The sequence below is a fragment of the Pseudomonas sp. PMCC200344 genome (assembly GCF_030053095.1).
In the GTDB taxonomy this organism is placed as follows: Bacteria; Pseudomonadota; Gammaproteobacteria; order Pseudomonadales; family Pseudomonadaceae; genus Aquipseudomonas; species Aquipseudomonas svalbardensis.
The window spans coordinates 6,405,768-6,418,397 of sequence record NZ_CP125618.1 but is presented as its reverse complement, the minus strand read 5'-3'; the positions used below and the strand labels follow the sequence as shown (position 1 = coordinate 6,418,397).

10 protein-coding genes are annotated in these 12,630 nt (G+C 59.8%); 7 read left to right on the top strand and 3 right to left on the bottom strand.

The genetic code is table 11. From position 1 onward, the window contains the following. Positions 1–58 precede the first annotated feature (58 nt). Positions 59–532 carry an Lrp/AsnC family transcriptional regulator gene (locus QFW87_RS29505; RefSeq protein WP_046044944.1) on the top strand — a complete coding sequence of 158 codons (474 nt, stop codon included), beginning with the start codon at positions 59–61 and terminating at the stop codon, positions 530–532. Between the two features lie 113 nt (positions 533–645). Here QFW87_RS29505 and lpdA read toward each other — a convergent pair whose 3' ends face one another. Beyond that, entirely contained in the window at positions 646–2,046 is a 1,401-nt protein-coding gene (lpdA, locus tag QFW87_RS29500; RefSeq protein WP_283189495.1) for a dihydrolipoyl dehydrogenase, read from the bottom strand. Positions 2,047–2,263: 217 nt separating this feature from the next. Between lpdA and QFW87_RS29495 the strand changes: the two genes are divergently transcribed. From QFW87_RS29495 to cfaB, 5 genes are all read left to right on the top strand, one after another. Then, a complete protein-coding gene (locus tag QFW87_RS29495; RefSeq protein WP_283190964.1) occupies positions 2,264–4,222 on the top strand; it encodes a protease modulator HflK in 1,959 nt (652 codons plus the stop codon). Further along, positions 4,219–5,253 (top strand): protease modulator HflC, encoded by a 1,035-nt coding sequence (locus QFW87_RS29490; RefSeq protein WP_283182294.1) that lies wholly within the window; start codon positions 4,219–4,221, stop codon positions 5,251–5,253. Before QFW87_RS29495 ends, QFW87_RS29490 begins: the two co-directional genes overlap by 4 nt. Next, positions 5,250–6,308, top strand: coding sequence for a protease modulator HflK (locus QFW87_RS29485; protein WP_283182293.1), 1,059 nt, complete (start codon positions 5,250–5,252; stop codon positions 6,306–6,308). The genes QFW87_RS29490 and QFW87_RS29485 overlap by 4 nt, the downstream gene beginning before the upstream one ends. Further along, a complete protein-coding gene (locus tag QFW87_RS29480; protein ID WP_283189494.1) occupies positions 6,305–8,215 on the top strand; it encodes a cation-translocating P-type ATPase in 1,911 nt (636 codons plus the stop codon). Before QFW87_RS29485 ends, QFW87_RS29480 begins: the two co-directional genes overlap by 4 nt. A gap of 226 nt (positions 8,216–8,441) precedes the next feature. Continuing rightward, complete coding sequence (cfaB, locus tag QFW87_RS29475) at positions 8,442–9,626, top strand: C17 cyclopropane fatty acid synthase CfaB (protein WP_283189493.1); 1,185 nt, start codon at positions 8,442–8,444, stop codon at positions 9,624–9,626. On the opposite strand, the gene cls is transcribed toward cfaB, so the two are convergent. Further along, positions 9,623–11,062 (bottom strand): cardiolipin synthase, encoded by a 1,440-nt coding sequence (cls, locus tag QFW87_RS29470; protein ID WP_283189492.1) that lies wholly within the window; start codon positions 11,060–11,062, stop codon positions 9,623–9,625. The two genes, cfaB and cls, sit on opposite strands and share 4 nt — an antisense overlap. A 132-nt stretch (positions 11,063–11,194) precedes the next feature. On the opposite strand from cls, the gene QFW87_RS29465 reads away from it, so the two are divergent. Continuing rightward, positions 11,195–11,716 carry a DUF3617 domain-containing protein gene (locus QFW87_RS29465; protein ID WP_150657752.1) on the top strand — a complete coding sequence of 174 codons (522 nt, stop codon included), beginning with the start codon at positions 11,195–11,197 and terminating at the stop codon, positions 11,714–11,716. A 23-nt stretch (positions 11,717–11,739) separates the two neighbouring features. Here QFW87_RS29465 and QFW87_RS29460 read toward each other — a convergent pair whose 3' ends face one another. Beyond that, positions 11,740–12,621, bottom strand: a complete 882-nt coding sequence (locus tag QFW87_RS29460; RefSeq protein ID WP_283189491.1) for a His/Gly/Thr/Pro-type tRNA ligase C-terminal domain-containing protein — start codon at positions 12,619–12,621, stop codon at positions 11,740–11,742. Between the last annotated feature and the right edge of the window lie 9 nt (positions 12,622–12,630).

Sequence of the window (12,630 nt, the reverse complement as noted above, 5' to 3'; positions counted from 1 at the left end):
TTCTGGTTGGCATAACCTGCCACTCAATTGCATGTAAACCATCAGGATCTGCCAAACCATGAAACTGGACGCCTACGACCGCAAGATTCTCGCAGCCCTGCAACGGGACGGTCGCCTGAGCAATGTGCAACTGGCTGACGAGATCGGCCTGTCCGCCTCGCCTTGTTTGCGCCGGGTACGGATGCTCGAAGAAGCCGGGGTGATACGCGGTTACCAGGCCAATCTGGATCGCGACGAAGTAGGGCTTGGGCTGACGGTGTTTGTCGGGGTCAAGGTCGAACGGCACAACGATGAGCAGGCCGAATCCTTTCGCCTGGCCGTGACCGCGTTGCCCGAAGTGATTTCGGCCTTTCTGGTGTCAGGGGAATCGGATTTTTTGCTGCAAGTAGTGGTGCCGGACCTGCGCGCCTATGACCGTTTTCTCACGGGGCGTTTGCTGAAATTGCCGGGCGTAAGTGACATTCGCAGCAACTTTGCGATTCATACGGTGAAGACGCCGGGGGCGTTGCCGTTGGAACATTTACCGGTCTGAGACCCAATCGCGAGCAAGCTCGCTCCCACACTTGATCTGTGGCGTTCACAAAACCAATGTGGGAGCGAGCCTGCTCGCGATAGCGGTAGACCAGCCGCCGCCAATCTCCAGCCTTACATCTGCGTCGCCATCCCCTCCACATTCATCGCCGCCTGACGCAAAGCCTCGGAGCGGGTCGGGTGTGGATGGCAGGTCAGGGCAATGTCTTCGGCAGAGGCGCTGAACTCCATGGCCACGCAATATTCGCCAATCATTTCACTGACGCTTGGTCCCACCAGGTGCACGCCGAGAATCTCGTCGGTGCGCTCATCGGCCAGCACTTTGGCGAAGCCTTCGGTTTCGTGATTGATCTTTGCCCGGCTGTTGGCGGTGAAGGGAAACTTGCCGACCTTGTAGGCACGACCTTCGGCCTTCAGTTGTTCTTCGGTCTTGCCGACGCTGGCCAGTTCGGGCTTGGTGTAGATCACGTTGGGGATCAGGTCGTAGTTGACCTCGGCCGCCTTGCCGACAATCTGCTCGATGCAGACCATGGCCTCGTCTTCGGCCTTGTGGGCGAGCATCGGCCCGGACGTGACGTCGCCGATCACCCAAATGCCAGCGGCTTCGGTGCGATGACCCTTGTTGGCGAGCATGCCGCGTTTGTCCGTGGCGAGACCGACGTTTTCCAGCCCCAGGCCTTGGGTGTAAGGCCGGCGTCCGATGGATACCAGCACGTAATCCGCTTCAAGCAGTTCGGCGGTGCCACCAGCCGCGGGCTCGACGCTGAGCTGAACGCCGGTCGCCGAGGTTGTGGCGCTGGTGACTTTGGAGCTCAATTTGAAGTTGATGCCCTGTTTACTCAACGAACGTTGCAGGGTTTTACCGGCTTCACCATCCACACCAGGGCAAATCCGGTCGAGAAACTCGATCACCGTCACCTGCGCGCCCAAACGCCGCCACACCGAACCCAACTCCAGACCGATCACCCCGGCGCCGATCACCACCAGATGCTTGGGCACTTCAGTCAGCGACAGCGCGCCCGTTGAATCGAGGATGCGTTTGTTGTCGATGTCCACACCGGGCAGGGGAGTGGGCTCGGAACCGGTGGCGATGATGATGTCCTTGGCGCTCAGTTCGGTCTTGCCGCCCTGGCTGTCGGTCACCGTCACTTTGCCGGGCCCGTCGATGTGGCCCCAGCCCTTGACCCAATGGACTTTGTTTTTGCGAAACAGAAACTCGATGCCCTTGGTCAACCCGGCAACGCTTTCATCCTTTTGCTTCATCATTTGCGCGAGGTTGAGTGTGGGTTTGACTTCAATCCCCAGGTTGGCGAATTCCGCGCCCATGGCGGCGTCGTAGAGTTCGGAGGCGTGCAGCAGCGCTTTTGACGGCATGCAACCGACGTTCAGGCAGGTACCGCCGAGCGTGGCGCGTCCTTCTACGCAAACCGCTCTGAGGCCCAACTGACCGGCGCGGATCGCTGCGTTATAACCACCGGGGCCTCCGCCCAGAATCACGACGTCATAGATGCTCATGGTTGTACTCCTGGAGTGAACGGGGGTCGGAATGGGTAAACGTAGTTCTTGAGTAAAATTACGAACGTAATATGTGCGTTCCGCAGCATTTCGGTCAAGGCTTCAGCCAAGCGACAGGTTGAGCGCCTTTAGATACAGCATTTAAGAACGGAAATTTCACGGCTTTCGTTATATCGTAACGAACTGCGATATGAGCAACGATAAACACTGGGGTGGTATGCAAGTCGATCTCGATGTCGATGGGACGCAAGTAGCCGGGCTGCCGCGTTTCCAGCAGGCGGTTTTTCAAGGGCGACGATTGCGTCAGTTCGCAATCGGTCTGGGCGCTCTTGCGGCGACAGGTTGGTTGCTGGCGTTTTTCGTCGGGCTGTTTGCGCCGCAGTCGCTCTGGCCAGCATTGCTGGTCAATCAGAGCGCCGGTTTGCTGGTGCTGGTCGCCGGTTTGCAATCGGCCTGGTGGGTGACGCAGTGGCGCGTGCGGGCGTTGAACCCGGTCGTGCAGGTCGTCGTTGCTGACGAAGTCGTTGCCCCGGTGGGCTGGTACGAACGGCTGCTGGATCGGCTCAGCCAGCGATGGCTGCGAATGCTGGTGCAGATCGGCGCCCCGACACTGTGGCTCGCGGGTTGGTCGCTGTTGACGTTGTTGAGCATCGAACAAGTCTGGAACCTTGCACTGCCGCCGGCCGCACTGGGATTGTCGGCCAGTGTCGGTGCGGCGCTGTCGTTGTTGCTGGCCTTCGGTTTGCTGGCGCTGGAGCGTCAACTGGCGCAGGAAAACGTCGCGCAATGGCCCGAAGCAGCGTCGTTGGCGCAGCTGACACGGGTGGCGATCATTGGCCTGGTGCTTAGCGCTTTGTGCCTGTTGTTGGGTAGCGAAACCTCGGTATGGCCGGTGCGTTTGGCGGTACTGATTGGCTTGCTGCCAGGGTTGGTCGCCGCCGAGCTGCTGTTGCGCGCCCTGCTGTCGTTGTTCAGTCCGCAGCGCGAACAACTCGAACCTGCCTTGCTGGCACGCAGCTTCGTCGCCGACATGCTGCGCTGGCCGCCGCAACCTTTGTTGGCGTTGCAGCACGAATTGCACAACCGCTTCGGCATCGACCTGCGACAGATCTGGGCCTTCACCTACATGCGTCGGGCATTTTTGCCGGTGCTGGCCGTGGTCTCGATAGTGGGTTGGTCACTGACCGGCATTCACGAAATACCGCTGCAAGGGCGAGGCATCTACGAGCGATTCGGCAAACCGGTGGAGGTATTCGGTCCTGGTTTGCACGCAGGTTTGCCCTGGCCTCTGGGCCGAGTGTTGAGCGTCGAAAACGGCGTGGTCCACGAGTTGGCCACCAGTGTTGGCGACACACCGGCGCCGGTCGTGGCCGAACCCGCCGAAGGTCCGGCGCCCGCGATTGCCAATCGCTTGTGGGACGCCAGCCATGTGAACGACAAATCCCAAGTCATTGCCAGCAGCCGAGCCGACAAGCAGAGCTTCCAGATCGTCAACATGGACGTGCGTTTCGTCTACCGCATCGGCCTGAGTGATCAAGCGGCGTTGGCCGCAACCTACAACAGCGCTGATGTCCCGACGCTGATCCGCAGCACCGCCAGCCGAATTCTGGTCCACGATTTCGCCTCGCGAACCCTTGACGGTTTGCTCGGTGAAGACAGGGTAGGGCTTGCCGAAGAGATTGGTCGGGCGGTGCAGGCTGACCTGCAGAAACTTGACAGCGGCGTGGAAATTCTCGCCACCGTGGTCGAGGCGATTCATCCGCCGGCCGGTGCCGCCAATGCCTATCACGGCGTCCAGGCTGCGCAGATTGGCGCCCAGGCATTGATTTCCCGCGAGCGTGGGGCGGCGGCGGCGGCCACCAACCAGGCGCAATTGCAGGCCAGCATCGCACGCGATCAAGCGACGGCCAGCGCTCGTGAAATCAACGCCACCGCCCAAGCAGCGGATCTGCGGTTCAGCGCCGAACAAAAGGCCTATGCCAGCGCCGGCCAAGCCTTCGTGCTGGAGCAGTACTTCAGCCAACTGTCCCAAGGCCTGGCCAATGCCAAGTTGCTGGTGCTCGATCATCGCTTGGGCGGCAGCAGTAACGCGCCGACCATCGACCTCCGTACATTCACGCTGCCGGCTGACCCTGCGCCGGCGCGTAAAACCGCTCAGCCAGGAGCTGCCAATTGAGCCAGTCGCACACTCACGATCACGATGACCACACTGGCCACGATCACGGTCATGGCGGACATCATCACGGACATCACCATCATGGTGATCCCCAAGAAGCTGGCCCTTTCCCCTGGCGGCGAATGGGCTGGGCAGCGTTGCTGGTGGCGTTCGCCATTGCGGCAGCCAGCCTGGTGCAAGTGCGTTCGGGGGAGGCGACGGTGATCACGCGTTTCGGTAATCCGTCGCGGGTGTTGCTGGAACCAGGTCTTGGCTGGCGTTGGCCTGCTCCTTTTGAAGCGGCGATTCCTGTCGATCTGCGACTGCGTACCACCTCGAGTGGTTTGCAGGATGTGGGGACGCGGGACGGTTTGCGCATCATCGTTCAGGCTTATGTGGCCTGGCAGGTTCAGGGCGATCCGGACAACGTGCAACGCTTCATGCGTGCCGTACAAAATCAACCGGACGAAGCAGCGCGGCAGATTCGCACGTTTGTTGGCTCTGCTCTGGAAACCACGGCCAGCAGTTTTGATCTGGCTAACCTGGTTAACACCGACGCCAACAAAGTACACATCGCTGATTTTGAAGCGCAACTGCGTCAGCAAATCGATCAGCAGCTGCTCACCACTTATGGCGTGCGGGTGCTGCAAGTCGGTATCGAGCGTCTGACCTTGCCGTCGGTAACCCTCACCGCTACGGTCGATCGCATGCGTGCCGAGCGTGAAACAATTGCCACCGAACGCACGGCCATCGGTAAGCGCGAAGCGGCGCAAATCCGTTCCGCTGCCGAGCGTGACGCGCGCATCGTGCAGGCCGACGCCACGGTAAAAGCAGCGGACATCGAAGCACAATCGCGTGTCGAAGCCGCGCAAATTTATGGCCGCGCTTACGCCGGGTCGCCACAGCTCTACAACCTGCTGCGCTCGCTCGACACGCTAGGCACAATCGTCACACCCGGCACCAAACTGATTCTGCGCACCGACGCCGCGCCTTTCCGGGTGTTGGTTGACGGTCCGCCGAGCCTTGATAGCAAGCCCGGGTCGCAGCCATGAAATTAGTTCCACGTGGAACAAATGAGTTAAGCAGTCCCTGGATTCAGGCTGGGCGATTGGCTTTTTTGGCTCTTTACGCCGTGACGGTACTGGCCGCTTTGGTGTGGGCATTTTCCAATGTACGGCAGATCGATCCGCAAAATCGCGCGGTGGTTTTGCACTTCGGCGCGCTGGATCGCATCCAGAATGCTGGCCTGCTATTGGCTTGGCCCCGTCCGTTTGAGCAGGTTATTTTGTTGCCCGCGGCGGATCGGGTGATTGAACGTCGGGTGGAAAACCTGCTGCGCACCGATGCCGCGTTGCAGGCAGACCGAGTCGCGAGTTTCGCTACACCGATCAGCGATGCACTCGCCGGCTCCGGTTATTTGCTCACCGGTGACGCGGGCGTGGTGCAACTGGATGTGCGTGTTTTCTACAAAGTCACCGAGCCGTATGCGTTCGTTCTTCAAGGCGAACATGTGTTGCCAGCATTGGATCGATTGGTGACTCGCAGCGCGGTGGCGCTCACGGCAGCGCGAGATCTGGACACCATTCTAGTGGCGCGACCGGAACTCATCGGCGCCGATAAACAGGCTGCCGAAAGACGCGAACGTCTACGCGGTGATCTGGTGCAAGGCATCAATCAGCGGCTGGCTGACCTGACCGCAACCGGGCAGGGATTAGGAATAGAAGTGGCGCGGGTCGACGTGCAATCGAGTCTGCCCGGGCCAGCGGTCAACGCCTTCAACGCCGTTCTGACCGCCAGTCAACAAGCCGACAAAGCTGTGGCCAATGCGCGCACTGAAGCCGAGAAACTGACTCAGACTGCCAACGAACAAGCCGATCGCACGCTGCAAGTCGCTCACGCCCAAGCGAGCGAGCGTTTGGCCAAAGCCTCGGCTGACACGGCCACGGTATTGAGCCTGGCCAAGGCGCAACAACACGGGACCGACTCGCAAATGTTGCTGCGCATCTACCGCGAGCGGATGCCGAAAATTCTCGGTCAAGCCGGTTCGGTGACCACGGTCAACCCGAAAGACGATTCCCGCCTGATCATTCAGGGAGCTGCACAATGACCACCCAAACCGCCGCCGCACCGAGCATGTTGTCCTCGGCTGAACAACGTAGCGCCGCCCGGCAATTGACCCTGGCCATGCTCGCTTTGGGCTTGCTCGCACTCGGCCTGACCTGGCGCTGGTTGTCGCCGGAGCAGACGGGCGTCAGTCAATTGCTGCTGGGCTTTGCTTCGTTACTGGTGGCCGTGCCCGTGATGCGTTCCGCCTGGTACAGCCTGCGTTATCCGAGCCTGCACGGGATCACTGATCAATTGATCGCCCTGGCCATGCTGGGGGCGTGGGCCACGGGAGATCTGCTGACCGCGGCGTTGCTGCCGATCATCATGATCTTCGGCCACGTACTGGAAGAGCGCAGCGTGATCGGCTCGCAGGAGGCGATTCGCGCCCTCGGCAAACTGACTCGCAGCCATGCGCGTAAAGTTCAGGCCGACGGCTCCATCGTCGAAGTCGATAACGGCACACTCAAGGCCGGCGACCTCGTCGAGGTACGCGCGGGTGATCGGGTGCCAGCGGATGGTCGGGTGTTGTCTGGACAGGCGAGCCTGGACACCGCTTCGATTACTGGCGAATCGGTGCCGATGGAGGCGGGCGTCGGCATGCAAGTCTTTGGCGGCGCGATCAACCTCGACGGTCTGCTGCGTATTGAAGTGACTCGCACCGGCAATGAGTCGACCCTCGGCAAAGTCATTGCGCTGATGCAAAGTGCCGAACGTTCCAAACCACCGATCACGCGTCTGCTGGAACGCTACGCTGGCAGCTACATGGTGCTGGTGTTGCTGCTGGCCGCCGTGACCTGGTTCGTCACTAACGATGCTCAGGCCATGCTCGCGGTGTTGGTGGCGGCCTGTCCTTGCGCGCTGGTGTTGTCGGCACCGGCCACGGCGATTGCCGGCGTGGCGGTGGCGGCTCGTCACGGGATTCTGATTCGCAGCTCCGCGTTCCTCGAAGAGTTGGCAGACCTGACTTCGCTGGTGGTCGACAAGACCGGAACCCTGACCTTCGGCACCTTGCGTTTGCAATCCATCGACAGCCCAATCGAGGATCGTAGTCACGTCCTTAAACTCGCGGCCAGCCTCGGTTCTGCCAGCAGTCATCCGGTCAGCCGCGCGCTCGCCGGGTTGGTCACTCAGGAACATTTTCTGCTGCTCTCCGACATTCACGAGCGTCAGGGGTTGGGCGTGGTGGCGATGACGGAGCAGGGCGAGGCGGCGCTCGGTCGTCCGGAGCTGTTCGCGCAGTTGGGCATCGCCACTTCAAGTGTCCCCGACCACGATGGCCCGATTGCCGGGTTGGCGCTCAACGGTGAATTTCTCGCCTGGCTGTTGCTGGCCGACAGCGTCAAACCTGAAGCTCGATTTGCCTTGAGCGAGCTACGTGAGTTGGGGTTGGGTCGGCAGTTGCTGCTGACAGGTGATCGGCAAAGCGTCGCGCACACATTGGCGCGAGATGTCGGGATCAGCGACGTTGAAGCTCAAGCGTTGCCCGAGGACAAACTCAATCGCGTGCTGAAGGAAATCGGCAGCGGCTTCCGGCCGATGGTCGTGGGAGATGGGATCAACGATTCACTGGCGCTCAAGGCCGGTGTGGTCGGCGTGGCGATGGGCGCGGGCGGGGCGGACATCGCGCTAGCCTCGGCCGACATCGTCCTGATCGGCAGCGACCTGCGTCGACTCGGTACATGTGTGCGTTTGAGTCGCCAATGCCGGCACACGTTGCAGGTTAACGTGATCATCGGTCTGGGCTGGACGCTGGCGATTGTAGCTTTCGCCGCCTTCGGCTGGCTTGGTGCTGCGGGCGCGATGATTGCTGCGCTGTTGCACAACTTCAGCACGTTGCTGGTGTTGGGTAACGCCGGACGTTTACTGCGTTTTCAGGAACCATTGCTCAAGCTTAAGGATGAGGATTGAGTACACCGAGTGAATGCTCTAAACAGCGCGATCACGGACGATTTCAAGTTTGCAGAACTGTATGACGAATTCGCAGTCATCTAGGTGAGGGCAATCACTTTTGTGAATTCGCGACGGTGGGTTCGAGCGTTACGAATCATAGAAAAGGGTTATTAATTCGATAGCCAGCTATTTTTCAAGGATGGACTACCCTCACATCAGACGTCTGAAACAAGAGGGTCTATCCATGCTCGCGCACCTTCCTCCGGCCTTACAGAATCTGCAGTTACCGTTACGCCTGCGACTCTGGGACGGCCATGAATTCAATCTGGGGCCGACGCCCAGCGTCACAATTGTGGTCAAGGACCCACAAATGGTTACCCAGTTCACTCACCCAAGCCTGGACACGCTCGGAGCGGCGTTTGTCGAAGGTAAACTTGAGCTGGAAGGTTCCATCAGCGAGGTGATTCGCGTCTGTGATGAATGGAGCCAGGCGTTGCTCGGAGACCAGGATAGTCAGCCAGTGCGCACCGCTCACGACAAGGAGACCGACGCGAAGGCTATTTCCTACCACTACGACCTTTCCAACGCGTTTTATCAGCTGTGGCTCGACAGTGACATGGCGTATTCCTGCGCTTATTTCGAGACCGGCAGTGAAACGCTGGAGCAAGCCCAGCAAGCCAAATTCCGCCACCTGTGCCGCAAGCTGCGGCTGCAACCAGGGGAGTATCTGCTGGATGTCGGCTGCGGTTGGGGCGGACTGGCACGGTATGCGGCTCGGGAGTTTGGCGCAAAGGTGTTCGGGATCACACTCAGTAAAGAGCAACTGGCACTTGCCCGTGAACGGGTGACTGCCGAAGGCCTGGACGATCTGGTCGAACTGCAACTGCTCGACTACCGCGACCTGCCTCAGGACGGTCGCTTCGACAAAGTGGTCAGTGTCGGCATGTTCGAACACGTTGGCCACGCCAATCTGGCCGAGTACTGCAAGACCTTGTTCGGTGCGGTGAAAGAGGGTGGCCTGGTGATGAACCACGGGATCACCGCCAAGCACACCGACGGCCGTCCGGTGGGGCGCGGTGTCGGCGAATTCATCGAGAAGTATGTGTTCCCCAATGGCGAGCTGCCGCATCTGTCGATGATCGCTGCCGAGATCAGCGAAGCAGGGCTGGAGATCGTCGACGTCGAGAGTCTGCGCCTGCATTACGCGCGTACGCTGGACCATTGGAGCGAACGCCTGGAAGACAATCTGGAAGCGGCTTCCAGGCTGGTGCCAGAGCAGGCCTTACGGATCTGGCGGTTGTACTTGGCGGGATGCGCTTACGCGTTCGCCAAGGGCTGGATCAATCTGCACCAGATTCTCGCGGTGAAAGCTCACCCCGACGGCAGCCATGAACTGCCATGGACGCGAGACGATATCTACAACCCTTAAAGTATCGGTGAAATAAGCCGGGCGACCCGCATGCCGACCTGTTGCAGGCGGCGGGTCTCCCGGCTTTCTTCTTTGGCGATCTCGTGGGCCTGGGCGAAGTCATCGTTGAGCATCTGTTCTACTTCGGCGGCAAACGCGCTGTCGACCGTCAACAACATCACTTCAAAATTCAGCCGGAACGAGCGGTTGTCCAGATTGGCACTGCCAATGGCGCTGATTTCGCTGTCGATCAACACCACTTTCTGATGCAGAAAGCCAGGCTCATAGCGGAACACCCGCACGCCGGCGCGTACCGCTTCGAAGGCGTACAGGCTGGAGGCGGCGTAGACGATTCGGTGGTCCGGTCGTGAGGGCAGCAGCAGCCGCACATCCACTCCTCGCAGAACCGCCAGCCTTAACGCCGCGAACACAGCTTCGTCAGGGATGAAATAAGGGCTGGTGATCCACACCCGCTCGGTTGCCGCATGGATGGCTTCGACGAAGAATAACGAACAGGTTTCGTAGGAATCTGCCGGGCCGCTCGCCAGCAATTGGCAGAGCACTCCGTCGTCCGGGTAAACGTCCGGCAGGATTAGTGGAGGCAACGAACGGGCGGCCCAAAACCAGTCTTCAGCGAAAGATTCCTGCATGCAGGCCACCACCGGCCCGCGTACTTGCACATGGGTATCGCGCCACGGGGCGAGGGGTGGTTTCTCGCCCATATACTCGTCGCCGACGTTGTGCCCACCGACGAAACCCAGCACTCCATCGACCACCACAATCTTGCGGTGGTTGCGGAAGTTGACCTGGAAGCGGTTGAGCCAGCCGCTGCGGGAGGCAAAGGCTTTGACCTCGACGCCGGCATCGCGCAGCGGCTGCACGTAACTGTGAGGCAGGGAGTGGCTGCCGATGCGGTCGTACAATAAATAAACCGCCACACCTTCAGCGGCTTTCTTCAACAGCAAGGTTTGCAGCTGTTGGCCAAGGCGATCGTCATGGATGATGAAAAACTGAATCAGCACTGCTTCTTTCGCATTGCCGATGGCGTCAAAAATGGCGTTGAAGGTGGCTTGGCCGTCGATCAGCAAACGCACTTCATTGTTCGCCAGGCACGGCATGCGCCCCAGTTTTGGCATGGCCCTCAAGGACGCGTAAGCATTTGAGGCACGAGCGGTCAGCGCCTCTTCTACCCAAGGGCGCCAGTTGAGCTCGGAGATCGCCGTGCGCATTTCTTCGTTGGCCTGGCGCCGAGCCTTGATGTAGCCATCGAAGGTACTGCGGCCGAAGACCAGATAGGGGATGAGCGTGAGGTAGGGAATAAACAGCAACGACAGGGCCCAGGCGATCGATCCCTGGGCGGTCCGGACGGTGAGCACGGCGTGGATGGCAGCGATCAGGCCCAGCGTGTGAAGCAGTGCAATCATGTAGCCGAAAATATGCGGTCCAAAGTAATCCATGGGGGCAGCCTTGCTCCTGAAGATTCAATGCTTAACAGACCATGTTCCGTGCAGAATGTCGCTATTTAATTGGCCCATGAACCGAAGCCACTCGCTGACGTCTAACGGCCACTACTGATCAGGAGTTACTCGATGAACGTTCGTCTGCTGGGTTTGGCCATGGCTGTTGGTTTGTCACTTCCTGTGGCCGCTCAGGCGCAGATGTTGCAGCCCGGTTTGTGGGAAATGACCACAAGCAACATGAAGGTCGATGACCAGAATCTCCCGGATTTGCAGCTGATCCTTGGCCAGATACAGAGCCAGATGACCCCTCAACAACGCGCGCAGCTCGAAAAGCAGGGCATCACTATGGGCGGCAAAGGGATTCGGGCTTGCTTGACACCGGAACAAGTGAAGACCAACGACATTCCGCTGACCGATCCACAGTCGGGCTGCAAGCAGGAAATCACCGACCGCACCGGTAATCAGTGGAAATTCCGCTTCAGCTGTCCGAAAGCGCAGGGCACCGGTGTCGCCACTTTCCTCAGTGATCGTGAGTTCACCACTAAGGTTAACGGCACCTTCAATGCTACCGGCATTCAGCAGAAGGGCAGCCTCGATAGCCGCGCCGTGTGGTTGGGGCAGGATTGCGGGACCGTTAAGCCAAGAGCTTAAAAGCCCGCCAGCAGGCCCGCGCCCTACATGACTGTGTGGGGGCGGGCCTGACTCAACCACTCACACACCGTCTCAACACCCATCCTCCCGAAGTCTTCACCTGTGCGGCTGCGCACACTGACAAACCCCCCTTCTTTTTCTTTCTCCCCGATCACCACCAGATACGGCACGTGCTGACTGTGCTCGCGAATTTTTTGGCGGACTTTCTCGTGACGCAGATCTGCGCGGGCGCGCACGCCACTTCTGCGCAATGCCTCGGTCACCGACTGCGCGTAATCTGCCTGACGTTCGTCCATGCTGACGATCATGACGTGCGACGGAGTCCGCCAGTTATCAAGCTCCTGTTGGCAGGACCAGCACGTGCCGTAAATCCGTTGCTGCAACGTACCGCTGATGTGGTCGAGGGTGAACGCTTGCAGCACTCTGGTCGCGGGGACATGCGGGCCAGCGATCGTAGATTCGAAACTCCCCAGGCGGTACAGCGATGTCTTTCCTTGACGGCGAATCGAATGATTAGTCGCCGCCAAAGCCTGCATGCGGGCTTCGATCAGTGGCAGGTCTGCGGGCGTTAAGGATCGCTCGACAGAAAACTCATGAAAGAACCCGTCGCCCAGCGCCGTTCCTGCGTGCAGTTGCACCTGTGGATGGAGTTGTTTGACGGCCATGGCCAGCATCAGTGCACAGGAGCGTCGCAGGATCTCCAGTCCATCGGGCTCTTGAGGCGTGACGATGCTGACCCTGGCATCGGCTTCGATCATGAACTCACAGTCCACCAAGATGCCATTCACTCGGCCGGCCACCGCCGCTTTTGCCAGTCCGGGTCCGATACTCGCGGCGAGCTCGTACACCGACAGTGGCTGGTCGTATTCACGCAATGAACCATCGCTCAGGGTGATGTGAATCATGTCGGTGCT